Origin of the sequence: Bacillus sp. Je.9.29.b, assembly GCF_051129925.1 — a bacterium.
Lineage (GTDB): Bacteria > Bacillota > Bacilli > Bacillales > Bacillaceae > Bacillus > Bacillus safensis.
In genome coordinates this window covers 79,837-103,940 of record NZ_JBCPSO010000009.1, presented here as the reverse complement: position 1 = coordinate 103,940, position 24,104 = coordinate 79,837, and the positions used below count along the sequence as shown (strand labels likewise).

At 43.9% G+C, this 24,104-nt stretch carries 24 protein-coding genes; 2 read left to right on the top strand and 22 right to left on the bottom strand.

Going from position 1 to position 24,104, the window contains the following annotated elements:
* Positions 1-6: 6 nt before the first annotated feature.
* Complete coding sequence (gene rpoN / locus AAZR19_RS17380) at positions 7-1,305, bottom strand: RNA polymerase factor sigma-54 (RefSeq protein WP_434703848.1); 1,299 nt, start codon at positions 1,303-1,305, stop codon at positions 7-9.
* Between the two features lie 70 nt (positions 1,306-1,375).
* On the opposite strand from rpoN, the gene yvfG reads away from it, so the two are divergent.
* On the top strand, positions 1,376-1,591 hold the full coding sequence (yvfG, locus tag AAZR19_RS17375) for a protein YvfG (RefSeq protein WP_434703846.1): 216 nt from the start codon (positions 1,376-1,378) through the stop codon (positions 1,589-1,591).
* 20 nt (positions 1,592-1,611) lie between these two features.
* On the opposite strand, the gene AAZR19_RS17370 is transcribed toward yvfG, so the two are convergent.
* The 19 genes from AAZR19_RS17370 to AAZR19_RS17280 form a co-directional block, all read right to left on the bottom strand.
* Positions 1,612-2,937 carry an MATE family efflux transporter gene (locus tag AAZR19_RS17370; RefSeq protein ID WP_041107855.1) on the bottom strand — a complete coding sequence of 442 codons (1,326 nt, stop codon included), beginning with the start codon at positions 2,935-2,937 and terminating at the stop codon, positions 1,612-1,614.
* Positions 2,938-3,087: 150 nt separating this feature from the next.
* Positions 3,088-3,903, bottom strand: a complete 816-nt coding sequence (gene nikE / locus AAZR19_RS17365; protein ID WP_218677054.1) for a nickel import ATP-binding protein NikE — start codon at positions 3,901-3,903, stop codon at positions 3,088-3,090.
* A 13-nt stretch (positions 3,904-3,916) separates the two neighbouring features.
* Positions 3,917-4,732, bottom strand: a complete 816-nt coding sequence (gene nikD, locus AAZR19_RS17360) for a nickel import ATP-binding protein NikD (RefSeq protein WP_202738599.1) — start codon at positions 4,730-4,732, stop codon at positions 3,917-3,919.
* Between the two features lie 4 nt (positions 4,733-4,736).
* Positions 4,737-5,570: a nickel ABC transporter permease subunit NikC gene (gene nikC / locus AAZR19_RS17355; protein ID WP_218677055.1), complete on the bottom strand. Its 834-nt coding sequence runs from the start codon at positions 5,568-5,570 to the stop codon at positions 4,737-4,739.
* Positions 5,567-6,511 carry a nickel ABC transporter permease subunit NikB gene (gene nikB / locus AAZR19_RS17350; protein WP_218677056.1) on the bottom strand — a complete coding sequence of 315 codons (945 nt, stop codon included), beginning with the start codon at positions 6,509-6,511 and terminating at the stop codon, positions 5,567-5,569. Before nikB ends, nikC begins: the two co-directional genes overlap by 4 nt.
* 18 nt (positions 6,512-6,529) lie before the next feature.
* Positions 6,530-8,152, bottom strand: a complete 1,623-nt coding sequence (gene nikA, locus AAZR19_RS17345; protein ID WP_041107862.1) for a nickel ABC transporter substrate-binding protein — start codon at positions 8,150-8,152, stop codon at positions 6,530-6,532.
* 149 nt (positions 8,153-8,301) lie between these two features.
* Positions 8,302-9,483 carry a DegT/DnrJ/EryC1/StrS family aminotransferase gene (locus AAZR19_RS17340; RefSeq protein WP_218677058.1) on the bottom strand — a complete coding sequence of 394 codons (1,182 nt, stop codon included), beginning with the start codon at positions 9,481-9,483 and terminating at the stop codon, positions 8,302-8,304.
* Positions 9,483-10,169, bottom strand: a complete 687-nt coding sequence (locus AAZR19_RS17335) for an acetyltransferase (protein ID WP_218677059.1) — start codon at positions 10,167-10,169, stop codon at positions 9,483-9,485. Before AAZR19_RS17335 ends, AAZR19_RS17340 begins: the two co-directional genes overlap by 1 nt.
* Entirely contained in the window at positions 10,132-10,725 is a 594-nt protein-coding gene (locus AAZR19_RS17330; protein WP_083703981.1) for a sugar transferase, read from the bottom strand. The genes AAZR19_RS17335 and AAZR19_RS17330 overlap by 38 nt, the downstream gene beginning before the upstream one ends.
* A gap of 20 nt (positions 10,726-10,745) precedes the next feature.
* Positions 10,746-12,260 (bottom strand): MATE family efflux transporter, encoded by a 1,515-nt coding sequence (locus AAZR19_RS17325; protein ID WP_434703841.1) that lies wholly within the window; start codon positions 12,258-12,260, stop codon positions 10,746-10,748.
* 28 nt (positions 12,261-12,288) lie between these two features.
* The gene (locus tag AAZR19_RS17320; protein WP_411810408.1) at positions 12,289-13,317 is read right to left on the bottom strand and encodes a polysaccharide pyruvyl transferase family protein; all 1,029 of its coding nucleotides are present in this window, start codon (positions 13,315-13,317) and stop codon (positions 12,289-12,291) included.
* A 5-nt stretch (positions 13,318-13,322) separates the two neighbouring features.
* Positions 13,323-14,345: a glycosyltransferase family 2 protein gene (locus AAZR19_RS17315; protein ID WP_218677062.1), complete on the bottom strand. Its 1,023-nt coding sequence runs from the start codon at positions 14,343-14,345 to the stop codon at positions 13,323-13,325.
* A gap of 27 nt (positions 14,346-14,372) precedes the next feature.
* Entirely contained in the window at positions 14,373-15,476 is a 1,104-nt protein-coding gene (locus tag AAZR19_RS17310; RefSeq protein WP_202738592.1) for an EpsG family protein, read from the bottom strand.
* A 14-nt stretch (positions 15,477-15,490) separates the two neighbouring features.
* Positions 15,491-16,621: a glycosyltransferase family 1 protein gene (locus AAZR19_RS17305; RefSeq protein ID WP_218677063.1), complete on the bottom strand. Its 1,131-nt coding sequence runs from the start codon at positions 16,619-16,621 to the stop codon at positions 15,491-15,493.
* Positions 16,614-17,453: a glycosyltransferase family 2 protein gene (locus AAZR19_RS17300; protein ID WP_218677064.1), complete on the bottom strand. Its 840-nt coding sequence runs from the start codon at positions 17,451-17,453 to the stop codon at positions 16,614-16,616. The genes AAZR19_RS17305 and AAZR19_RS17300 overlap by 8 nt, the downstream gene beginning before the upstream one ends.
* Complete coding sequence (locus tag AAZR19_RS17295) at positions 17,446-18,594, bottom strand: glycosyltransferase family 4 protein (RefSeq protein WP_041107878.1); 1,149 nt, start codon at positions 18,592-18,594, stop codon at positions 17,446-17,448. Before AAZR19_RS17295 ends, AAZR19_RS17300 begins: the two co-directional genes overlap by 8 nt.
* Positions 18,560-20,434 (bottom strand): polysaccharide biosynthesis protein, encoded by a 1,875-nt coding sequence (locus AAZR19_RS17290; protein WP_041107880.1) that lies wholly within the window; start codon positions 20,432-20,434, stop codon positions 18,560-18,562. Before AAZR19_RS17290 ends, AAZR19_RS17295 begins: the two co-directional genes overlap by 35 nt.
* A gap of 164 nt (positions 20,435-20,598) precedes the next feature.
* Positions 20,599-21,282 carry a CpsD/CapB family tyrosine-protein kinase gene (locus AAZR19_RS17285; RefSeq protein ID WP_024423527.1) on the bottom strand — a complete coding sequence of 228 codons (684 nt, stop codon included), beginning with the start codon at positions 21,280-21,282 and terminating at the stop codon, positions 20,599-20,601.
* Positions 21,272-22,003: a YveK family protein gene (locus tag AAZR19_RS17280; RefSeq protein ID WP_024423528.1), complete on the bottom strand. Its 732-nt coding sequence runs from the start codon at positions 22,001-22,003 to the stop codon at positions 21,272-21,274. The genes AAZR19_RS17285 and AAZR19_RS17280 overlap by 11 nt, the downstream gene beginning before the upstream one ends.
* Before the next feature lie 258 nt (positions 22,004-22,261).
* Between AAZR19_RS17280 and slrR the strand changes: the two genes are divergently transcribed.
* Positions 22,262-22,732 carry an HTH-type transcriptional regulator SlrR gene (slrR, locus tag AAZR19_RS17275; protein ID WP_041107884.1) on the top strand — a complete coding sequence of 157 codons (471 nt, stop codon included), beginning with the start codon at positions 22,262-22,264 and terminating at the stop codon, positions 22,730-22,732.
* An 86-nt stretch (positions 22,733-22,818) separates the two neighbouring features.
* Here the strand turns inward: slrR and AAZR19_RS17270 are convergent, their stop codons facing one another.
* Complete coding sequence (locus tag AAZR19_RS17270; RefSeq protein WP_041107886.1) at positions 22,819-23,043, bottom strand: phage holin; 225 nt, start codon at positions 23,041-23,043, stop codon at positions 22,819-22,821.
* 145 nt (positions 23,044-23,188) lie between these two features.
* Entirely contained in the window at positions 23,189-24,088 is a 900-nt protein-coding gene (locus tag AAZR19_RS17265) for an iron-hydroxamate ABC transporter substrate-binding protein (protein WP_041108498.1), read from the bottom strand.
* Positions 24,089-24,104: the final 16 nt, after the last annotated feature.

Sequence of the window (24,104 nt, the reverse complement as noted above, 5' to 3'; positions counted from 1 at the left end):
TTCTTTTTAATCGTATCGCTTCCGCAGCGTAGAGGACGGAAGATTCATTTGTTCGCGATATTTTGCAATGGTTCTGCGCGACGCGCGGATACCAAAGGTTTGCTGAAGCAGCGTCATGATTTGCTGATCTGAATACGGTTTTTTCTTGTTTTCCGTTTGGATGAGCTCTGCAATGTGCGTTTTGACAGTGTAGCTGGACGCTTCTTCTAGCGAATGCCCTTCTAATTTCGCTTGGAAAAACTGTTTCATTTCCATAAGACCATAAGGGGTTTGCACCATTTTCCCTTTTACAGTCCGGCTGACTGTTGACTCATGGACTTGCAGTATATCTGCGATCCGCTTCATCGTAAGCGGTTTCATTTTATGTTTCCCTGTTAGGAAAAAATCGGTCTGATGTGAGATAATCTCACGAACGACATGAGTCATCGTTTGCTTTCTTTGCTTCAGCGCTTGGACAAGCCAATTGTACTGCTGCTCTTTTTCCTTTAAATACGCATATGCTTCATGCCGCTTTTGATCTTGAATCATGGCGAAGTAGCCTTCATTCATTTCTACGTCTGGAAAAGCGCGCTGATTCAGCTCAAATGTGATGTGATCCTGCACCACAGTAATCGTCACATCAGGCTCTATATACACATGCTCTTCATCATATGAGAAATGAAGACCTGGTCTTGGTTCAAGCTGAGACACTTCATCTTGTACCGCCTGTAGTGTTTTCATTGAAACACCTGTTTTCGCCGCAATTTCCTTCCAAGCCTTTCTGGCAAAAAGAAAGAAATGCTCTTTGATGATCAGCTCGGCTTCATACCAGCGCTTCTTTTTCCTTCTCAGCTGAAGGAGGATGCATTCCTGCAATGATCTTGCGCCAATCCCGGCAGGCTCCAGCGATTGCAGCTGATGAAGGACAGCTTCTACTTCTTCAGCTGGCACCTCTAAGACAGCTGCCATTGCGTCAATCGGTTCATTTAGATAGCCATTGGAATCAATGGACTCAATCATAAAGTGGAAGATTTTTTGATTCTTTTCACTTAAATTCAAATCAATCGCCTGTCTCTTTAAAAACATTTGCAGGCTTTCTTTTTGATGCGTTCGATACGGCTCTGTCATTCGATCGTGTGATTTTTTATGATAAACTGGTTGATAGCTGTCCGTGTCTTTCCGCTCAATCAGAGGGTTCTCAAGTGCTAACTGGTCAAGATACTCGCCGAGCTCTGCGCAATTCAGCTGCAGCAGCGTAATGGCCTGCCTGAGTTCTGGTGTGAGCACCTGCTTTAATACCTGTTCTTGTTGCAGTTTAAGGCTCATTGTCTCCCCTCCCTCTCATCATTTTACATGAAGATTGACGGACCGTATATACGAAATAGGAGTGATTTCTATGTCTGAACTTTTTTCCGTTACATACTTTGTCGACAACTTGAAGCAGCACATCGCCATGAACCAAAATGAAGACAAGGTTCATGCCATGAATGCCTATTACCGCTCAGTGGTGTCAACGCTTGTTCAAGACCAGCTGACCAAAAATGCGGTTGTATTGAAGCGAATTCAGCATCTTGATGAAGCCTATCAAAAGGTGAAAAAAGAAAGCAAATGAACGAAAAAGAACACCCTTTGTCAAGATGACAAAGGGTGTTTATCATATGCGAAAAGCTTCTGATCCAGCCTCGATTTATACATCATCAAAAAGCCAGACCGCCCGACAGTATAAATGATAAAGGCAAACCATAGGCCATGATTGTGCCAAAGGGGCGTGACCGCGGTTTGAACGACGATAAACAAAATCATCGCAAACAGCATCGAATTTCTAACAGGGGCAATTTCTGTCGCACCTGTAAATACGCCGTAAATGACCAAACCGAAACAAGCCGCAAACGGAAAAAGAACGAGCCAGTCTGCATAGCGTAATGTCACATCAAGCAGCTGAGGGAGATTTGTAAACAAGCTCAATATCGGCTCTTTTAATAGAAAATAAACCGCCGCAATGACACATGCCATCACAAGTGCCCACTGCCTCGAAAGGGTTAAGGTTCTTTCATAGAGGGTGCGGTCATTTGCACCAACTGATCGGCCAACAAGGATGCTGGACGCATTGGCAAAACCATCGAACAAATAAGCCATGATGTAGTGAATTTGAAATAAGATGGCATTGGCTGCCAGCAGCTCTGTACCAAAAGAAGCACCTTTTGCGGTAAACATGTTGATGACCACTAGCAGACAGATCGTACGAATAAACAAATCCTTATTCACATGAAACATTTTCTGCACTGCCTGAGTATCCATGATTTTCTTGATGGAAGGCATCTGGAATCCGTTTGACGAATGCTTCATGATGATCCATGCCCCTAACACAAAAGCGGTTATTTCAGATATCAATGTCGCAGCCGCAACTCCTTTGACCGCAAACGAAAACACATGAACTAGCAGAAATGCGAGCGCCATATTCATAACATTGATCAAGATTTGTAATGAAAGAGCTTCTTTCATTTTAGCCATCCCCATCAGCCAGCCCAATATGACATAATTCATTAAAGTAAATGGCGCTCCCCAAATGCGAATATGAAAATAGTCTGCGGCAAATTGACGGACATCAGCATCAGGAGAGATCACTAGAAAAGCAGATTGAATGATCGGCCATTGCAGGGCAATAAAACAAAGTCCGACAATGACGGCGACGAAAAAAGGTCTTAGAAAAGCAAGAACGCCCTGCTCCTCATTCTGCGCACCGTTTGCCTGGGCGGCAAAAGCAGATGTACTGACCCGCAAAAAACCAAACAGCCAATATAATGTACTGAAAATGAGACTGCCAACCGCAACGCCTCCAATATAAGCGGGATTTGCGAGCTGACCGACAACCGCTGTATCAACAGCTCCCAGTAATGGAGTGGTCATCGTTGAAATTGTTAAAGGAATGGCCAAAGCTAAATACGCTCGATGGTTCACGATGCCACCTGCCTTTCATGAAAAATAGCCTCTTCTAAAAGAAGCGCAGTTTGCCTGCAAAGGGGCTAAACTGGGGCTTTATTTTCGCCCTTTGCTTTTTACCGAATGCGACGCTTTGGCTACACGCTGAGGTATTGATAAAATGAAGATTTACCGAACCGGTCTGCCAATCGTTCGTGACAAAGGATGGTCTGCGAGCATTGCATTTCTCATTTTCCGCACCGCTTCCTTTTCTGATGAAAAAAATTCATCCTTTGATTGAAACTGGGCAGCAAGCTCTCCTTGATCAAGAATCGCCAATTGATCACATAAGTGATAGGCTGCTGTTATATCATGTGTAATAAATAAGTAAGCCACACCCAGCTCCTTCTTTAATTCTACTAATAAATCTAAAATGACAGCCTGCGTCACCATGTCTAAGCTGCTGACAGATTCATCAAGTACAATGAGCTTTGGCTGGAGCAATAAGGCTCTAGCGATGTTGATCCTTTGCAGCTGGCCGCCGCTGAATTGGTGCGGATATTTAGACAAATCCTTTTCACCGAGCCCAACTCTTTCCAGCCAGTGAATCAGTACGTTTTTACGTTCCTTCCGGCTCATAGATTCATAGTTTTCAAGCGGTTCAGATAAAATTTGTTCAACTGTCCATCTTGGATTTACCGCGGAATAGGAATCCTGAAACACTGCTTGCACATGCCGGCGAAAATGCTTACGTGTTGGCTGATCTGCACGATAGACATCCTGACCTTCAAAAAGCACCTGCCCAGCTCTTGGTTTCTCTAAACCAAGTATGATGCGGCCAAGTGTACTTTTCCCTGCGCCGCTTTGTCCCAGCAGCCCAATGCATGTGCCTTCTTCAATAGTTAAATCGACGCTTTTCAGAACAGGGGCTGCGCCTTTTTTTCTCATTAGAAACGACCGACTGTTGTATGCATGACTGACTGCTTTCACTTCTAATAAATGCAAGGGACTTCTCACCTCAAATCGGACAAACAGCTGGGATGGATGGACGAGCTGCTAATAGTTTTTTTGTATAATCATGCTTTGGTTGTTCAAAAAGTTCAAGAACTCCTGCCTTTTCAACAATTTCTCCTTGTTTCATGACGACAACTTGATCTGCCATTTCAGCAATGACACCAAGATCGTGTGTAATGAGTAAAATGGCCGTTCCATGTTCATGACGAATTTGGTTCAGATGCTGAAGCACCCGTTTCTGATTGTGTACATCTAATGCGGTTGTCGGCTCATCTGCAATGATGAGGGGCGGGTGCATACAGGCAGCCATGGCGATCATGACACGCTGCAACATCCCTCCGCTTAATTCAAAAGGATACTTATTGAACAGCTGATCTGGCTGCGGCAGATTCATTTGCGCTAACGCATCCATTGCCTGTGCTTGTGCCTGCCTTTTACTGACAGCAGTATGCCGGCGGATGGTTTCAACCAGCTGATGACCGATTGTCCATACCGGCGTAAAGCTGTTCATTGGATTTTGCATAATATACGAGATGTCTTTGCCCCGAATGGAACGCATATCCTTTTCACTTATACCAATCAATTCTCGTCCCTGTAATGTGATACTGCCAGTGACTTCAGTTGTTTTTCGATCAAGCATACGTAAGATCGACATACTTGTCACTGTTTTCCCGCAGCCGCTCTCACCAATTAATCCAAGGATTTGACCGCGCCCTACTTCAAACGAGACTTCTTGAATAAGAGGGCTTTTCCCTTGAGGTGTTTTCGTCTGCACATGCAGGTTCTCTACTTGTAAAATGGACTCTTGCACATTGATCATTCCTTTACACACGGCGTTTGATGCCATATTTCTCTGAAAGGGCTTCTCCTAGTAAATTAAACAGAATCACCACAGCCATGATCACAAGACCTGGGTACAGCATTAACTGAGGATTCGTTTGAATGTAAGATTTCCCTTCATGAATCATCGCTCCCCATTCAGGCATAGGAGGCTGAACCCCTAATCCGAGGAAAGACATCGCAGAAATGTCCATAATCGCCCATCCCATTTCGAGTGTTCCAATGACTGCTAATGGCGGCAGGACATTGGGAATCATATGCTTTCTCATGATGTTCCAATGCGAGGTTCCACTGATTTTTGCAGCTGCAATAAAGTTCTGTTCTTTTAAACTCAGCACCATTCCTCGGAAGACGCGGGCATAATATACCCATTGCACAAGCATCAAGGCAAGTACGACTTGAGGAAGTCCCGGACCGAAGATGCCGACTAATCCAAGGATCAGCACCAGGTTGGGAAATGCCATGACGCCGTCACAGATTCTCATCAAAACATGATCGATCCAGCCGCCTTTGTATCCTGAAAAGAGGCCGACAATTAAACCAATGAATAACGAAGAAAGAAAGATTAATAACGCACAGCCGAGCGAAATACGCGCACCATATAAAATACGAGATAAATTGCATCGTCCTAATTGATCCGTTCCAAGAGGATACTCCCATGAAGATCCCTTTAGCTTCATTGCTAGATTGACAGCTGCCGGATCATGTGGAGCGATCCATGGTGCACATATTGTCACAATCAGCAGGAGACCGAGCAGCAAAGCGCAGATCGAGATCATCTTTTGATGAGAGAAGAGATGTTTTACTTTTGTCATCATTGCTGGCGGCCTTCCTTTCTAGAAATACGGGGGTCAATGATCAGCTGAACTAAGTCAACGATCAAGCTGCTCAAGATAAAAATACAGGCTGACATGAGGACATAAAATTGAATGACAGGCAGATCCCGGTTAAAGATCGCTTCAATAAAAAAGCGGCCAAACCCTGGCCATGAGAAAACGGCCTCTACAATAATGGTTCCTGTTAACAGCTTGCCAAGGTTCACACCTAGTCCGGTCAGCATTGGCGATATCGCCATTCTGAACACATGCTTGAACATGATCGATTGTTCCTTCAATCCTCTGATTCTCGCATATTGAACGAAAGGCTCTTGAAGCGCCTCACTCACACTTGACCGTAACAGCCTTGTATACGTAGCAATTAAAGGGACTGCCAGTGTGATCGACGGCAGAATGAGATGCTCCCATGTTCCAATCCCTTCAACTGGTAAGAGGTCAAGCTTCACTGAAAAAAAGAAGATGAGCAAATACCCCAAGACAAACGTCGGGATAGATGCTCCTAAGAAAGAAATGAGCCGGCTCACATGATCAACGGCACCATTTTTCCTCATACCGCTGAAAAAGCCGAGCGGAATGCTGACACAAATAGCGATCAGCAGACTGGTAAGTGCCAATTGAATCGTCGCCGGTATTCGATAAATCACCTCATCAACGACAGGCTGATTGGACATATACGACCTGCCGAAATCAAGGTGAATGACTTTTTCAATGGTATGAAGATACTGGATATAAAACGGCTCATCTAAGCCGAATTCACTTCGTTTTTGCGCTAATATTTCATCTGTAGGCTGGATATGAGCCGCTGCTAAATATGCCTCAGCCGGGTCAACTGGCGAGAGGTGAATCATACCAGTTGTGAGCAGTGTGGCTAATAAAAATACAGGAATAATTGATAGCACTCGTTTGACGATATAGCGGCCCATTTCCTTACCTTCCTTCTGTTACTTCAGTTTAATGCCTGTGAAAGGATGTTCATCACGATTTGCAGGGAATTCAAAGTCCTTCACAGCTTTTTGATAAACGGCTGTCTTTTTAAAATAAGAGATTGGCACAATTGCCCCTTGATCCTGTAAAGAGGATAAGACAGACGAATACAGTGCTTTGCGTTTCTTTTCATTTGTTGTGGATGGAATTTCCGTCATTTCTTTGATCAGCTTTTCCTTATTTGGGTAGGCTGAAATGGCTTCTTTGAATCCAAAGCCATCTGATGAAAGAACGTTCATAAATGTATGCGGATCATACGGCGCTCCGTAGTTGCTAAAGAAGTTCATATCAAACTTATTGGCTTTAAAGCGTTGAACCTGTGTTGCCAAATCCACACCCTCAAGCTTGACGCCGACACCAACGGCTGCCCATTCTGCTTGCAGCGTTTCCGCCATCGCTTTTTGAATCGATTCCGCTGAGTCATACATCATACTAAACTCAAGCTTTTTCCCATCTTTTTCACGAACAGATTTTCCTTTTGGAAGTGTCCAGCCCGCTTCATCCAGCAATGCTTTGGCTTTGTCCACATCATATTTGAAAGACTTCACTTGAATGTGTGACGTATACGGCATGTTAGTCGGCAAGATGTGATCTGCTTCATCCTCTAAACCTGAGGTGACCCCTTCTACCATTGATTTTTTATTGAAGGCATATTGAAGGGCATGACGCACTTTCTCATCTGACAGCTGATCCACTTTTGTGTTCATAACAAGCTGTCTCGTTGCAACAGGCTCTGACATTTTCGTTTCATACTTGCCGCTTGCCTCCAGCTGTTTGTAGGAATCAAGGCTAATGGTTCCTTCTCCGTAAAGTAAATCCACATCACCTTTTTCAAATGCCATGACTCTCGTTTCCGCATCTGGGATGACCTTTACCTTGATTTCTTTTACCTTTGGTTTTTCTCCCCAATAATGATCGTTTCGTTCGAAAATGGCATAATCATCTTTCTTATATGTTTTTAAAACCCAAGGGCCTGTCCCCACTGGTTTTTCAATTCCTTTTGACGTATCTCCATTTTTAGGGAAACCTGCTTCACCTAAGAAACGAACTGGACGAACAACGGCTAATTCTTGCACAGTTGGATAATATGGTGCTGTTAATGTGAGTTTAAATGTCTTTTTATCAACGGCTTCTGTCTTTTTGATTTTCTTAATGACACCTAACCAGCTATGTAAATCTTTATTTTTTAAAATTGTATCGAAGTTCTTTTTGACAATGTCCGCATTAAATTCAGACCCGTCTGAGAATGTCACTCCGTCTCTTAAATGGAACGTATACACCTTGCCATCCTTTGAAACATCCCATGATTTCGCTAATTCAGGTTTCAGCTTACCATTCTTTTGATAGCTGACCAATGGCTCATAAATCATTGATTGCGCAAATAATTGTGATGGGTTGTATACGTGTGGATTCATTTCACCAATATCTCTTGGCCACGCCATTGTGATCATATCAGGATGATCCTTATTGCCTTCTGCTCCATTGTTTGTTTGAGAGCATCCTACTAGTAAAAAGAAAATAAGCAGGAATGGTAACACTGAATTTATTTTAATTTTCGGAAAATTTCTCCAAATAGACATAAGTTGTTCCTCCTAATTGATGCTGATAATCATTTTCATTTTAAGGAGGAAGGAAGCCGTTGTCAATATCATATTTGAAACGAAATAACAATACTTATTCCTATTTATTCCATAAATTGAGGAATTTGATAGAAAGAGAGGCAGGCTGCTTACGAATGAGCAGCCTGTGAAGAGGTAAATGTTTTTTCTCGCAGCATGTCATGGAGTATATGGATGATACGTTCTTGATCTGCATCTGTCATGCTCGTTCCAGACGGAAGACAAAGCCCCCGCTCAAATAACAGCTCAGATACAGGAGTGCCTTTTTCCGCAGTATAAAAAGGGCAATGACGAAAGAGCGGCTGCTGGTGCAGCGGCTTCCATACTTGCCTTGCTTCGATTTGTTCTTTTTCTAAAGCACCAATGATTTCTGCTGGAGACAATTGTGTGTCACGATCAATGGTCAATGCCGTCAGCCAGCGGTTGGATTTCGTTTCTTGATATTCTGGCATCAAATGAAGTCCCTCTGCTTCTGATAAAGCGTTCTGATAACGCTGGAAAATGCGGCGCTTTTGTTCAACACGCTCGTCCAGCACTTCCATTTGAGCAATCCCGACCCCTGCTAAGAGGTTGCTCATGCGATAGTTGTATCCCATCTCTTGATGCTCATAGTGCATCGCTTGTTCTCTGGCCTGTGAAGCAAGAAAGCGGCATCGTTCAATCGCAGCTTCATCATCACTCACAAGCATTCCGCCCCCTGATGTTGTAATGATTTTATTTCCATTAAAAGAATAGATACCGAACCTGCCCATTGATCCGCTTTTTCTTCCTTTATAAAGCGCGCCTAACGATTCAGCGGCATCCTCAATGACTGGTACATTATATGCTTCACACAGAGCCATGATCTCGTCCATTTTTGCACTTTGTCCATATAAATGGACAACGATGACCGCGCGGGGTTTTTTTCCAAGACGTTTTGATTCAACAAAGGCTTTTTCTAAAGCAAGCGGGCACATATTCCATGTCTCCCTTTCAGAATCAATAAAAACGGGCTCCGCTTGTTCATATAAAATCGGATTTGCCGTTGCAACAAACGTGAGGGTGGAACAAAAGACAATGTCTCCTTTTTGAACACCTATCAGCTTTAAAGCAAGGTGAATCGCTGCTGTTCCTGAGGATAAAGCAGCTCCTGTCTTCACTCCTGCATAGTCCGCCACTGCCTGTTCAAATTCATTCACAAGCGGTCCAAGCGGCGCAATCCAGTTGCTCTTGAAGGCTTCCTCTATTTTGAGATACTCTTTTCCGCTCATATGCGGAGGAGATAAGTAAATTCGCTTCCTTTTTTCTTTCATTAAATTCCACCTTCTTTCCGATTTTTGATTTCCATTGCTGGAATACCTACAGCGACCTTCTGATCATGTATATCTCTTGTCACTGCTGCTCCAGCACCAATGACGGACCAGCTTCCGATCGTTGTACCGGGTGTCACCACGGCACCAGCCCCAATATGGGCACCTTCCCGCACGGATACACCGCCAGTCAGCACCGCGCCTGGTGACAGGTGCACAAACGATTCGAGCATGCAGTCATGCTCTACGATAGACCCTGTATTTATAATCGTATGCTCACCGATGGCTGCATCTGCTTGAACCACTGCCCTTGCCATCACGACAGTCCCCCTTCCAATGACAGATGACGGACTCATGACCGCCTCTGGGTGAATGAGTGTGGCATATGCTGTGTCTTCAAATGAGAGGCGTTCCTTGATGAGCTGTCTGATCTCATTTTGTCCGATCGCAATCAGCCATTTCACATGAGGCATTGTCTCTCTCTGCTGCTCGCTCATGGAGATCGGTCCATACAAAATCCCGCTTTGAGTGACCGCCTCTTCAAATTGATCATCTAATACCGCACATAATGAGTAATCGGCATGTGCAAAAATGAGATCTTGGATGACTTTGCTATGTCCTCCGGCCCCAATTAAACCAATGGTTTGCTTCTTACATATCGGTTCCTTTAAATTTTTCAGCTGTGGCATGATCCGGCTGCTGCACCCCCTCTGTTTTCATGACTTTCAGCAAGGTCATCCATAAAATTTTCATATCGAGCCAAAACGATTGATGCTCGACATACCAAAGGTCATAGGTGAATTTCTCCTCCCATGAAAGCATGTTTCGGCCGTTCACCTGTGCCCATCCTGTTATGCCGGGCTTCACAAGATGACGTCTTGCTTGTTCTTCTGTATACATAGGCAAATACTCCATCAAAAGCGGTCTTGGCCCGACAAGACTGAGCTCTCCTTTGAGAACATTGACTAGCTGCGGCAATTCATCAAGACTAAGTTTTCGAATCAAGGCGCCAGTTTTTGTTAATCGCAAATGATCTGGCAGCAGCACCCCATGTTCATCGCGTTCATCGGTCATCGTCCGAAATTTATATAGCATAAAAGGCCGGCCATACAGACCAGGCCGCTTCTGCCGAAACACCACAGGCGTTCCAATTTTCCATCTAATCAGTCCATAGATGAGAAGAAAAAGAAGACTGCCTGCGATGAGCAGCGTCAATGCCACCGTCACATCTATCATTCTTTTCATCATTGCATCTCCTTTTCATATTAGCGGGAGACCGCATGTTTTACCTTACGCATCAGCTGCATCCGCTCTCGTTTCGTTCCTGCAAACAGATACAAGTAGCCCATATAGAAAATGAAACAAAGCCCGCCAATACAAAACAGCTCCCACCATGAAGTCACGTTATATACCGCCTGAATCCCCGCACAGATGCCCCAAATGATTAGCGCTCCAGCAAGTGGAACCAGTGTATGCTTGTAAAAGATAGTGCGTTTCTGATTCGTGATCCTGGCCGTATAAAATGGCAGAAACACAATATTTTTAATCAATAAAACCATTGCCCCCGCTGATGCAATGCCATATAAACCAAGCTGCAGCATATGAGTCAATCCATAGGCAAAAAGCACATTAGACACACCTAATATAAGGGTGACAACTGCAGGAACTTTCAATCGATTAAACACGGTCGGCACATATGTGAGCGGTAAAAACATCAAGGTCAAACATAAATAAGCCGCATGAATCATAAGAAGCCATTTCAGCTCCTCAAAAGCAGGCCCAAGCCATAAAAGCATGAGCGGACCAGCGAGACCTCCTAGAAGTGCGGCTGGGAACGCAACAAATAAACCGCTCCACTTAATGGCGTTTGCAGCATATTGAATGAGTCCCTCTTTGTCCTGATTCGAATAAAATTTCGTGATCGTTGGTGCAAACACAACGGCCAGTGTCCCTGCCAGCGTGCGTAATAATAATGGAAACTGTAAAATTGCCGCATATTGGCCCGTCGCTTCCGCTCCAATGAGCAAGTTGGTCATCAATAAATCAATTTGTAAAAACAACAATATCCCCATTTGCTCAAATGAATGCCAGACCCCTGATCGAACAAGAGTGAGACTAGACGATAATGAGACGTGCCGCCACTTAAACGAAAACCAAGGGATGAGTTTCTTAAAATAATAGATACCGATTCCCATAGCCGCTAAGCTTCCAATGACGGCCGCAAGCGGGATATGCCAAATGGCTGGTGTCGTCCATGTAAACAGGATGACAATCATCAGCGCCCTCAAAAACATTTGAATCGCCTGTCCAACACTTGATACATAGAGCTTATTCGCATAAAACGGTGCAGCCCCAATGCCAGACATGACGAAATTGAGCATAAATAAAAGACCCCCTAAAATAAAGGCGGTCTGTGTGTCTTTTGCGAGATGAACAGGCACATGAAGCCACTCAACCAGCTGTTGAGACATGAAAAGACAAAGCAAAAAAAGACTGATCGATAGTAAAAACGAACTGACGAAATAGGAAGCGAGATAGCGCTGCGCCTTCTCCATCTCTCCTTTATGAGCCGCCACAGAAAAAAAACGCACAACAACCGCACTTAACGAAGCCGTAATGACCGATAAATAGTTGATCATATTTTGCGTCAGATGGATTAAGCCGAATGCTTCCACTCCAAGCGTATGAACAATAAAAGGTGTTAAACAAACAGACATGAGCATCATCAGGACAAACGTGATTAAGTTCGCACTGGCATTGTAAAGAAACGCTCGATTCATTGTGCTTTCACGCAGCGTTTAAGAGCCCTCATCCAGCTTCCTCTCCCTTTTGACCGCTTGTTTTCATCAGCTGATGAACGGCCTCTTTCACGGCTGCCTCATTTGGTTCTTTTAAAAGGGTCATAAACGGAAGGTGAGCCACCCAATCAAATCCCTCCATCACCTTATGATCAAACGATCTCAGGACAACACACGGTGTATGAGTAATCGCACAAAAGATCATGCCATGCAGACGATCTGTCACGACGACCTGTGCTTGTTTTAACTCCGTCCACAAAGCCGTTAACTCCTCTAAGCGAGTTGTTCGATCGACTCGTTTGCCAATTGTCGTTGTGATCAAACCGACTTGATCATATGTCTCTTGGATATGCTGCTGCAGCTGCTGGCGCTCCTCCTTTGTGAGATATGCTTCTTGATCCTCACGCAGACAAAGCAGAACCCCTTCACGTGTTTCATCCTTCGATGATTCGTTTAATGACAGCACCATATCAGGCTGTTTCCACACATCTTGATCAGGAAAATGAAGCTTCATCCATTCATAGGTTGTTTGATCTCTTGCCATGAGGAGCAGTCTCGGGTGCTGCTTATACGTGTGAATGGCGTGGCGTTCCTCTCGTTTCCCTCTCTTTGTTTCTGTAAAATGTACAGTGGCAGGCAGCTGGATCATGGGATAGGACTTGAAGGTCTTGATGATAAATTGTCTCGTCCATTCTTCGTACCGGTATAAATCCCCCATGTTGCCCCCGCCGATGATACAGACGATGTCTTCTGGATGCCGGCTGCGCTTTAGCGGACGGGCGAGGCGATAGATCTCTTTCATGTCCACTTCTATGATGTCATAGGCTGGAAAGTGTTTCTTTAAAAAACAATAACTCGCATAGGCAATCGCATGATCCCCTAAATTATCATGTCCCGGCAGCAGCGTGAGAATGATTTTCTTCTGATGACTCAGCTCTGGCAGCCTTTGGCGGCTCAGTCTATACTCAAGCGGATATTTGACCTTTAAGAGCAGCCACTCTGCGGCTTTTGCCTTCAATTGATGCACTGTCAATCCCATCACCCCTATTTCCTTGTCTGATATTCGATCCATTTCTGATAGCTAGAAGCCGCGGCAGAAAGCGGATAAACCAATCGGCACTTAGCAAGAAATAAAATCATTCGCTTTTGAACTGTGAGCTTCGATGGTTCCACTTGTTTGACGGCATGCTGAAAAGCACCGTGTGTCACCATTTCACGCATGTGATCAAGCTTTTCCTGAATAGAGAGATCATTTTGGCTCTTCCATTCGTTGAGCATACAATGAAGCGTATGATTGACGATAAAAAAGTCTAATGCTTTCTCATACAGAAAGATGTCATCATGCTCTTTTAAAAACGAGCGTTGTGCATGATAAAAGGTCAGTCCATGATGAAAATACTGCTTCTGATATCGCTGTACAATAGATGACAGATGAACCCTGTAGTAATAAAGAGGCTCATGAACAAAAGCGATGCTGCGTGATAAAGAAAAACAGCGCAGCGTCACATATTGATCTTCAATGTTCTCAAGCTCACCCCGCAGCGGAAATCGAATGTGGTGTTTTTCCATAAAGGCACGCCGATACAGCTTATTCCATGAGAATCCAGTCAAGTCTCCGTGTAATAACGCTTTGATTAAATCCATTTTTTCGGCTGAGCGCTTGTCTAACAGCGTCGTTGGTATCGTTCGCTTTGACTGTTCAAATTGAATCCAATACTCACTCACAACAAGATCTGCCCCGGTCATTTCGGCTTTTTCATACATAGCTTCACAGTAATGAGGAGCGAGAATATCATCTGAATCCACAAAGGCGAGATACGTCCCTTTCGCTTCCTCGATGCCCCGGTTTCTCACAGCGCCTAACCCTTGATTGGATTGATGGATTACCCGGAAACGTTCATCACGCTCAGCAAATGCTTCAAGCCATTCACCGCTGCGGTCGGTCGATCCATCATTGATAAGAATGACTTCTATATCGGAAAAGCTTTGATCTGCAATTGATTGAAGACATTGCTCCACATATTGACTCGTATTGTAAACTGCGACCAATAGACTGATAGCTGGCATTACAGCATGCCCCACCTTTCTTCAAATCTACTTTGTAAAAATCGTTCTATACGGCAAAACTGAAGAATCGAATGGCATCAGCATGATGCTGTACAGAATATAGCAAACAGCAATCCCTACATACATAAACACATTAGACCGCTGATCAAAAATGCGTGTGAAATATGGCAGTAAAATGAGCTGATACAAACCAAAATAAATATGAAATCTTGCATAAATGACATCCTTCGTTGCAAGAATGCCAAACAAGAAACCAAGCAAACAAAAATTCACAATGTAATCACTCTCAGGCGTCAGCTCACGAAGTCGTTTTCGATAAAAGAAAGCAAGCAGAAGCGGCAAAATCAAGACACCGATTTTTGTCACATTCATTCCATTCGTATTCGTTGTGAGCCATTCCTCATAATGACCATATGAACTGCCTTGAAGCATCACGACAAACACCGAGACAAAACGATCATAAAGAGCGGTTAAGCCTAAGAACACCAGGCATAAGACCAGCATCATCCAAGACCAAGCCTTTGTTCTCACAATAAAATACACAGGAATCATGATGAGAGCGGATGAATGAAACAATGAACATACAAGGACGAGCGGAAAATACAATTTCCACTGGCCATTGATCACCAACCGGATGGCATAAAAAAGAATCGCCGCCACCATGTACTGACGCATGCCATTAAACGACGCATAATAATGAAAGGTCCCAAGAAAAAGCAGCATACTCAGCTCAAATGGACGGCCATATTGTATAAGCGTCTTGATGATAAAAAAATAAGTAATGGCGCCAACTGAGATATACATGATTTGCGGATCATGAGACAGTTGATTAAGCATCCATAAAATAAACGTAAATCCCGGATCCGTAGCGGCCTTCTCCACACCGAATCCGAATATATGCCAAGGCTTTTCGTAGTTGATGGAGAACTCATACATCTGGCCATATGTGACAAAATCGGTTCCTACTTTATACCGAATACCAGCTACGATACAAAGAAATAGAAACGGAAAGAACACCAGAAGCTTATTAGGCCGCCATCCGCTTTGAATGGTATCATCACGCCTGCCGTAAAATGCGGCAAAGCTCGACCATAAATAGACCATGATCATGTTCACCAAATAAACTGCCATCTGCCCTTCCTTCCTTACAGTCCATATAGATTCATCACACGTGTAATATTCTGTTTCACATCAAACCCTCTTTTTTCAAGCTGAGAGATAATGGTCTCTTGAAGAGGAGGTTCTGCATGATATGCTTCAAGCACCGCCTTCATCCATTCATGCGCGGAATCTCGCAGGGACATCCTTTTCACAAGCCCGCAGCCTAAATCTACTTCCTCTGTAATATGATCTGAAATCACACAAGGCAGACCAGACGCCTGTGCTTCCACTAATACAAGCGGAAGACCTTCAAACAAGGAAGGCATCACAAATACATCAAATGCTTTCATATACTGTGGAACGTCTGATACGACGCCTGTAAAGACAATGTCCTCCATCAAGCCTGCCTTCTCTGCATACGATTCGACTACTTGCTTCAGCGGTCCATCTCCTACGAGGACAAGCTGAAATGAAACCCCTTGCTTCTTTAAGGTCTGTGCCAGCTCCATAAAAAAAACATGATTTTTTTGCTCATGGAACCGCCCAATATGACCGATGACCATGTTTTTTTCGTGAAGATGGAGCTGCTTTTTCATCTCTGCCTTTTCGTCTGGATCAGGCTGAAAAAAAAGGGATAAATCTATCCCATTTGGAAGCACCTCAACTTGCCCGTTCTGCATTTTTTTCTGTCCAAATAAAAAGACACCGGCATCCTCGCCGCATGCAACAAGCTGTGTAGAGAATGCAAAGATCAGCTGGCGAAATCCTTTGAGCATCATATGATCCAGCCAGTTTGGCGACTGCTTCCACGCTGTATTATGTGAATGGCAAATGCGCACCTTTACACCCGCTAGTTTGGCAGCAAGTGCGGAAAAACCCGTCTGAAAATCCGTATGTGCATGCACTGCCTGATAGGGCCCTGTTTGCCTAATTGTCTTGGTCAATGTTTTCACAAAAGCAACCGGAGAGGACGCCCCAATACTTGGGACGTAAAAGATGCGTCCCCCAAGCCGGCGAATTTCCTCATCATAATCACAGACGTCCTGCCGGTGAGTAATGAAATCAAATTGAAGGACATTCCTGTCGAGTGCACGATAGATATTCATAATCATCGTTTCAGCTCCGCCGCGGTTCATCCCGCCCACAATATGAAGCACGCGCTTTGGCTCACTCATCTCGAACCGCCCTCCTCTTCAGCATAGAAGACGACAGCTTCCGGCGATGATAAAGCTTCATGACCTTCGGTGACAAGCAGGCACGGACCACCGGCTTTAGAGCAAATAAATAGTCAAGCGGCGACAGCTTTAATAGCCAGCATGCTTTCAAAACGAGCCAGGCATTATCCATCGAATATCGAAACTTCCGCCGCTGAAAGGCCGCTTCATCCTCTCTCACCAGATATAACGGCTCTTGTAAATTAAAGCCTTTCCTCTCAGCAGCAAAAAAGCGGATCCAAAGATCGATATCTTCCATCCGCCTTGTTGTTTTTACAGAACGATATCCATGTAAAGCCTTGTAAGCAGAAGCCCTCATCATAATGGTCCCATGACAAAAAGGAGTCCCTCTTGCCAACACCTTCCGATCAGGCTCTGACACAAGTGCCCGCACACCCTTTGTTCCCGATTCATCAAAAACCGTCATCGCCGTACCGACCACATCATATTCAGGATATGTATCGAGGAAATGAACCTGTTTTTCTAAACGAACAGGCACTGATAGATCGTCGCCATCCTGCCTTGCAATCAACTCTCCCCTCGCTTCAGCCAGGCAGCGATTGAGACTGGCAGCGAGTCTTTGATTTTGTTGATTGCGGATCAGGCGAATTCTTTCAGGATGTCGTTTTGTATAAGACAGCACTTTCTCATAAGTGCCATCTGTTGATGCGTCATCACATATGATGAGCTCCCAGTTTTCATATGTTTGATGAAGAATAGATTCAATGCTTTCTTCTACTGTCTCTTGGCAATTGTAGACGCCCATGATCATAGACACCTTTGGTTTATGCATGCTGTATCACCTTCTCTGCTTGATCCATATAGATTGTATAAATTTCTTCCATTGCACTGACCGTCTGCTCCTGTGCAAATGCATGAGTCATAGAGCGTCCCGCTTTTCCCATGAGGGGCAGCTGATCTTTTTTGTCGTAGAGCTGCTGCAAGTAATCAGCTAAACTATTCACATCTTGCGGTTTAACTAAAAAACCATTGACGCCATGTTTGACAAGCTCACAATGTCCTCTATTCTCCGTTGCAATCACAGGTTTTTCTGCAGACATCGCTTCAAGCAGGTTCATGCCGAGCCCTTCTCTCAAGCTGGTGGAAACACATACATCGCTCATATGCATCCATTCCTCTATTTGTTTGCAAAACCCAGCAAAGTGGACATGTTTTTCAAGATGGAGCTGGCGGGTAAGCTTTTCATAGTTCGGCCTCATGGTCCCTTCCCCCGCAAACACGATCTTTATATTTGGTATTTTCCTAGACAGCTGTGCACATGCTTTGATGAGCATCCCTTGATTTTTATTCGTATTTAATTCACCAGCACACAGCACGATAAAATCTTCCGAGGAAAAGCCATAGGCTGCGCGAAGGCTCTGCTTCTCTTTTTCATCGACAGGTGCGAATCGCTTCATATCCACACCCATACCGGGCACATAATAAACAGATGTCCGCTCTTTTGATAGACGGTCGGCTCTTTTAAAATCTTCTCCATTAATGGTGATCAGAGCGTCTGTATAGCGGGCGAGAAATCTCTCAATTGGATAATAGAGCAGCCAGTTTTGAAGCGGTGCCCCCTGCCAAAAGTGAAAGCCATGTGCCGTGTAAAGAACCTTCGTTCCTTTTTTGCGCGTGCCTTTGGCTGCAAGCCTGCCAATGACACTTCCCATTGGGGTGTGACAATGGATGAAATCATAGTGCTCTTTTGCTAACAGCTTCTTCAGTTCTACATACGCAAGCCGGTTGCGTACATGAAAAGGAGAACGTTGAATCGGAATCGAGTGAGCTTGATTCACATAAGGCAGCTCCAGCTGGCCGTTTGCCGCTGTATGCACTTCCCATCCTTGTTCCTGAAACCACCGGAAATACGGAAGATGAAAGGCCTTAAAGTGATAATCAACCGTTGCGCAAAACAAGACTTTTTTCTTCATTGGCAAGCGCTTCCTCCTCTCGTTTCATTTGATCGGACAACATATCATGCGACTCAATGGCAGCAAATAATGCTTGTCTCATTTGCTCTTCACTCATCATGTCAAATTCATGGATAAAGCGGTTCAGCACATATGGGTCACCATCCAGCGCATGGCCGATATGAATTTTCGGGAAGATTTGTTCCTGTGCTTTTTCATGCTGGTTGAGTAATTCCTCGTACATTTTCTCTCCAGGACGAATGCCTGTGAAAGTGATTGGAATCTGGTCTGTGGTGTAGCCTGAGAGGTGAATGAGGTTTTCTGCGAGGTCCACGATTTTCACTGGCTCCCCCATATCTAAAACAAAAATCTGTCTTCCTTCTGCCAGTGCACCTGCCTGAATGACAAGCCTTGATGCTTCTGGGATGGTCATAAAATATCTTGTCATGGCTGGGTGCGTGACCGTCACCGGCCCGCCTTGCTCGATTTGTTTCTTAAAAATAGGGATGACGCTTCCTCTGCTTCCGAGTACGTTTCCAAATCGAACGGCGACAAATTTTGTTTCGCTGCTTGCCCCCATTTGCATGATCAGCATTTCAGCAAACCGCTTTGTGGCTCCCATCACATTGGCAGGGTTGACCGCTTTGTCAGATGAGATGAGAACGAATGTTTCAATGCCGTGCTCGTGTGCGGCTTCTGCGACATTTTTTGTCCCGATAATATTGTTTTTCACGGCTTCTTTCGGACTGATCTCCATGAGCGGAACATGCTTATGTGCCGCAGCATGATAAATCATATCCGGCTGAAATTGACCAACGATTTCACTCATTTTCTGTTTATCTTGAATATCCGCAATTTGTGGATAGAGTCTGATGCTGCCTCCATATAATTCTTTCAGCTCTAGTAAAATAGAATGAATGCTAAATTCTCCATGTCCCACAAGTACAATCGCTTGAGGAGCAAACACACAAATTTGACGGCAGATTTCTGACCCAATCGATCCGCCTGCCCCTGTGACCATGATTGTTTTTCCCTTTAAATGAGCAGATAGACGGCTCGTATCTAATTGAATCGGTTCTCTCCCTAGTAAATCCTCTGGCTGTACATCCCGTAATTGATTCAGCGCATGGGTTCCTTTTAAAATCTGCTCCATTTCCGGCATGATCTGTGTTTTGACTCCGGTCGCGACACATTCCTTATACAGCCCTTTTAAGGTGTGGCTGCTTTTGGACGGAATGGCGATGATGATCTTCTGAATATCCATCATCACGACAGCTGTTTGAATTTGTTCTTTTCCTCCTATAACAGGCAGACCCATAATTTCAAGCCGATGTTTCGTCTTGTCATCATCGATGAAGGCGACTGGCTCAATATGTACATCACTCGATTGCTGAAGCTGACGAACGAGCATGGTCCCCGCTGATCCGGCGCCAATAATTAATGCCCGCTCTTTTTCTGCCTGAAGCCGTTTTGCCCCGTCATGAAATAACCTAGAAGCCATACGAGATGCACCGATGAATAAGATATGAAAAAGCCACACGATGAATAAAAACCGAAATGGCCATGTCTGCACGAAAAGGTACAGCATCGTCATCGAAAATAAAAAAGAACACACAAAGGTCTTCATTAAAGAAAATAACTCTCTTACTCCTGTATAAGCCCATACTTGCTTGTACACATGAAACATGCAGGCAAATATATGGTGCCCAATGAGCAGACTGAGTGAAGAAATGGCGAGCATTTCAAATGTATAAACGGTTAAAGCCGCCTCTTGGACAAATTGAAAACCAAAAAAGACGGCAACTAAGATGAGATATGAATCTAGTGCTACGATGATTGATAATCTTTGGGCGTAAGTCAACGCTCCTCCCCCTTTTTAAAGCATCACTATTCTTACGTAACATGGGCATCAAACCCGTCCTCACATCCCACTACTGATGACGAGCATCTAAGGCACGGTTATGCCCACAGCAGGATCGAGTGCCTCCATTGTTAAAGATTAGGAGACATCACCTATCAATCTTTTTAATACATATACAGCCTGCCCTTTTTCTCTTTCTTGCCATTTAGCATAGCTCCAAGCAGTTTACTTGTTGTTCCTTCTAATACTTCTTTTGATTTCTTCACAGCAGCAATCTTTGTTTTGCCGCTTAAGACAACGAGAATGCTCCCATCCGTCCGGTTCGCCAAGATCTTTGCATCTGCAACTGGCAGAAGCGGCGTGGAATCAACAATCACCATGTCATATTGCTGTTCAATCTCATAAAATAGCTGCTTCATCACAGAAGAGGAGAGCAGCTCTGCTGGATTCGGCGGAATGGTTCCGCTCGGAAGCAGCTCTAAATGCTCAATCGGTGTCGGTAAAATGGCTTCTTCCAAGCTGCAATTATTTAATAGCACATTCGTCAAACCGGTGTGATGACTCAAGTCAAAATATTCATGGACAGCCGGCTTTCGCAAATCAGCGTCCATGAGCAGCACCCGCTTGTTCTGCTGTGCAAAAACAGCTGCTAAGTTTGCAGCCGTAAATGATTTCCCTTCCTTCGGTAAGGAGGAGGTCACTAATATCGATTTCAGCCTTGTTTGGATCGATGTGAATTCGATGTTTGTTCGGATCGTACGGAATTGTTCCGCAATGACAGAGTGAGGATTTAATACAGAAATACAGGATAAATCTCTCTTTTCTCTTTTCTTCCTCTTAAAGATCAATGTTCTGTCCTCCCGTTATGACGGACTGCTTGTCTTTTTTGGCCCTCCTGTCTGCCTGCATCTGATAGACACTGCCAAGCGACGGCAATCCGATCTCTTCTCTTATTTGATGTGTTCGTTTTACAGTATCATCGAGTAAATTCATTAAGAAAATGAGTGTCATGCCCCCTAATAAGGAGGCGCCTAGTGCCAGAACGATATGAACGAACTTCCTTGAATTCATCAGAATCGTGTTGGACAGCTTGGCTTCAGACAAAACATTAATGCGATCCATATTCATTGTTTTTTTGATTTCTTCTTGTAGCACCTCTGTTGCGGTATTCGCAATGGCGACTGCCTTCGCGCGATCCTCATCTTGTACAGAAATATTGATGACCTCAGACTCATTTTCAGTACTTGTGGCAATTTTGTGTTTTAGTCCTTCTGCTGATTCTGTGAGATGGAGTGTTTCTTTTACTTTTTCAATGACGATTGGGCTTTTTAATAAAACTTGAAAGGTACGTGTATATTGAAGGTTCATCTGAATATCGTTTAAATCTGCTTGTGCGTCATTGCTGCGTTTATGAACAAGAATTTGAGTGGTTGCCTGATATACAGGAGTCGAGACATAGAACTGATAATAGGCTGAAATGCCCGTTACGATCAGGACAATCAGGATCAGAAGGGCCATTTTCTCTTTAATGACAGAAAACAGCTGCTTAAAACCTATATTCTCATTCATAGATACCTCCCGATTTCATCATAAAAAGGTTATATATGGTTTCTTTTTGTTAATGATTGGATTATAAAAGATAATACCCGCAAAGAAAAATGTCATAATAGGTCTTATAGTTCTTTTTAAAGAACGAAATCGTTCGTTTTCTTTTGTTTACTTCCTGATTCTTACGTTTTTGAATTTTATAAAGAACAATTTATTTCTTATAATGAACGAAAAAGGTCGCAGAACTATTCGCCGGTGAGAAGGGAGATCATTGATCGAATGATAGGCAAGGTGATACGCATTTACCGAAAGAGAAAAGGATACTCGATTCAGCAGCTGGCTGAGGATGCTCATGTCTCTAAGTCATATTTGAGCAAAATTGAGCGTGGTGTCCACAGAAATCCATCTGTCCAGTTCTTAAAAAAGGTATCCTCTTCACTAGAGATTGATTTACAAGAGCTGTTTGATGCAGAGACGATGATGTTTCATTACGCTGAGGGTGGTGAACACGAATGGCGGGAGCATATTGTGAGTGCCGTCCAATCAGGCATGCCTAAAGAAGAGCTCTATCAGCTGCTCCAAACGTACCGAAAGGAGCAGGAAGAAAAGTCGTTACATGTCACCCATAGAAAGCTGACTGATTCAAATATCGCAGAGTGGAAGCGTCTAATGAGTGAAGCAAAGGCAATTGGCTTAAGCATTGAGGAAGTAAAAGCTTTCCTCAACAACAAGGGAGAACGCCGGGCGTAAGCCTTTCAGGAAGAATGATTGCGGGGAGAGGCGTTTGACGCTTCGATGAAAAAGAGCCTTTGATTCATGAAAGGCTCTTTTTTGTGTTATTCTTCTTTTTTTGTTCGTGCTTTTTTCGTTATATCATTATTTTTCCAATAGGCCCATAGTGATGTAATTCCCAGAAAGGCCAGCGTGATGAATTGCTGAACGCCTTCTTCATCAATAGGAATTGGGCTTTTTCCCGCAGCAGTTAGCGCACTGTTAACAAGCGCCAGTAAAAGCAGCACAAGCCTTGCAATTGTACCTGCACTAATTTTTTGAATCTCCAACTGTAACCCCTCCCTTTCCTCTTCTCACGGGCGGTATTGCTCGTTCTCTCTCATATGTATGCATCAGCCGAATGAATAGAAGAACGAATCAAAAAAAAGAGACATCATTCCTATATGCGGAATGATGCCTGATTTCATTTGCTATTTATTTAGAAAACATCTCTTTTGCTTCATCCAATGCCATTTTATTGCCTAGAGCTGAGTAATCGAGCCAAGGCTGATCGGCAATCGGATAGACTTGGTTTTTCTTCACTGCTTTTAGCCCCTTCCAAATCGGAGTCTTTTCTAATTGCTTGAATGCCTGCTGCGCTTTATCATCACGGTTGACAACGACAAAGATCGCATCAGCATCATAATCAGGAAGAACCTCTTGAGAAATCACTTCAAATGGGCGCTTGCTGTCCAGCTTTTTCACACCATCGACAGGTGTCAGGCCTAAATCCTCGTATAAAATAGGACCCATTGGGCGCTTCATGCTAAATACGCGAAGCTCCTTTGCTGTGACACGGATCGCCATGACTTTTCCGTTTCCAATCTTTTTCTTGATGAGCGATTTGACCTCTTTTGCTTCTTGATTGTAATTCTTAATATATTGATCCGCTTCTTTTTCTTTATTGACGTGTTTGGCGATTTTTTTCAAATGATCCCGCCATGTGCCATCATTTAAATTAAACACTTCTGTTTTGGCGATCTTCTTATATTTCGATAAGTCTTGTCCGGCTAATTCTTCATCAACATAAATGACATCTGGTTGTAACGCAAGCAGTGATTCCATATCTGGATCAGCTGCAATGCCAAGCTTCTTCGTCTGACTCAGCTGCTTTTTCGCATGTGGAAGGAAATCTTTTAAGTCTCCTCCTACAACAGAGCCCGCCGGCTTGATACCGAGTGCTAACAAGTCATTTGTTAAATGAATAGACAAGGAAGCAATCTTTGGTGTGCCATTGTTCTTTTCATTTGTTGTATTCTTTGTTTCCTGTTGTCCGCAAGCGGCAAGCAGCAAGAAACAGAGCGTTAATCCAAATACTAGTAGTTTTTTCATGATGAGTTCCTCTTTCATA

Excerpts from the sequence above, each read along its gene's own strand:
- AAZR19_RS17310 (WP_202738592.1), bottom strand. The coding sequence starts at position 15,476 with ATGGCAGTTTATTTGGTGAACATGATCATGGTCTATTTATGGTCGAGC.
- nikD (WP_202738599.1), bottom strand. The coding sequence starts at position 4,732 with ATGATCAATGTGCAAGAGTCCATTTTACAAGTAGAGAACCTGCATGTG.
- AAZR19_RS17300 (WP_218677064.1), bottom strand. The coding sequence starts at position 17,453 with ATGCATAAACCAAAGGTGTCTATGATCATGGGCGTCTACAATTGCCAA.
- AAZR19_RS17335 (WP_218677059.1), bottom strand. The coding sequence starts at position 10,169 with ATGCCACAGCTGAAAAATTTAAAGGAACCGATATGTAAGAAGCAAACC.
- nikB (WP_218677056.1), bottom strand. The coding sequence starts at position 6,511 with ATGGGCCGCTATATCGTCAAACGAGTGCTATCAATTATTCCTGTATTT.
- AAZR19_RS17280 (WP_024423528.1), bottom strand. The coding sequence starts at position 22,003 with ATGAATGAGAATATAGGTTTTAAGCAGCTGTTTTCTGTCATTAAAGAG.
- AAZR19_RS17330 (WP_083703981.1), bottom strand. The coding sequence starts at position 10,725 with ATGAAAAGAATGATAGATGTGACGGTGGCATTGACGCTGCTCATCGCA.
- rpoN (WP_434703848.1), bottom strand. The coding sequence starts at position 1,305 with ATGAGCCTTAAACTGCAACAAGAACAGGTATTAAAGCAGGTGCTCACA.
- AAZR19_RS17325 (WP_434703841.1), bottom strand. The coding sequence starts at position 12,260 with ATGAATCGAGCGTTTCTTTACAATGCCAGTGCGAACTTAATCACGTTT.
- AAZR19_RS17295 (WP_041107878.1), bottom strand. The coding sequence starts at position 18,594 with ATGAAGAAAAAAGTCTTGTTTTGCGCAACGGTTGATTATCACTTTAAG.
- AAZR19_RS17340 (WP_218677058.1), bottom strand. The coding sequence starts at position 9,483 with ATGAAAGAAAAAAGGAAGCGAATTTACTTATCTCCTCCGCATATGAGC.
- AAZR19_RS17305 (WP_218677063.1), bottom strand. The coding sequence starts at position 16,621 with ATGAGTGAGCCAAAGCGCGTGCTTCATATTGTGGGCGGGATGAACCGC.
- yvfG (WP_434703846.1), top strand. The coding sequence starts at position 1,376 with ATGTCTGAACTTTTTTCCGTTACATACTTTGTCGACAACTTGAAGCAG.
- slrR (WP_041107884.1), top strand. The coding sequence starts at position 22,262 with ATGATAGGCAAGGTGATACGCATTTACCGAAAGAGAAAAGGATACTCG.
- nikC (WP_218677055.1), bottom strand. The coding sequence starts at position 5,570 with ATGATGACAAAAGTAAAACATCTCTTCTCTCATCAAAAGATGATCTCG.
- AAZR19_RS17315 (WP_218677062.1), bottom strand. The coding sequence starts at position 14,345 with ATGCCAGCTATCAGTCTATTGGTCGCAGTTTACAATACGAGTCAATAT.
- AAZR19_RS17320 (WP_411810408.1), bottom strand. The coding sequence starts at position 13,317 with ATGGGATTGACAGTGCATCAATTGAAGGCAAAAGCCGCAGAGTGGCTG.
- nikA (WP_041107862.1), bottom strand. The coding sequence starts at position 8,152 with ATGTCTATTTGGAGAAATTTTCCGAAAATTAAAATAAATTCAGTGTTA.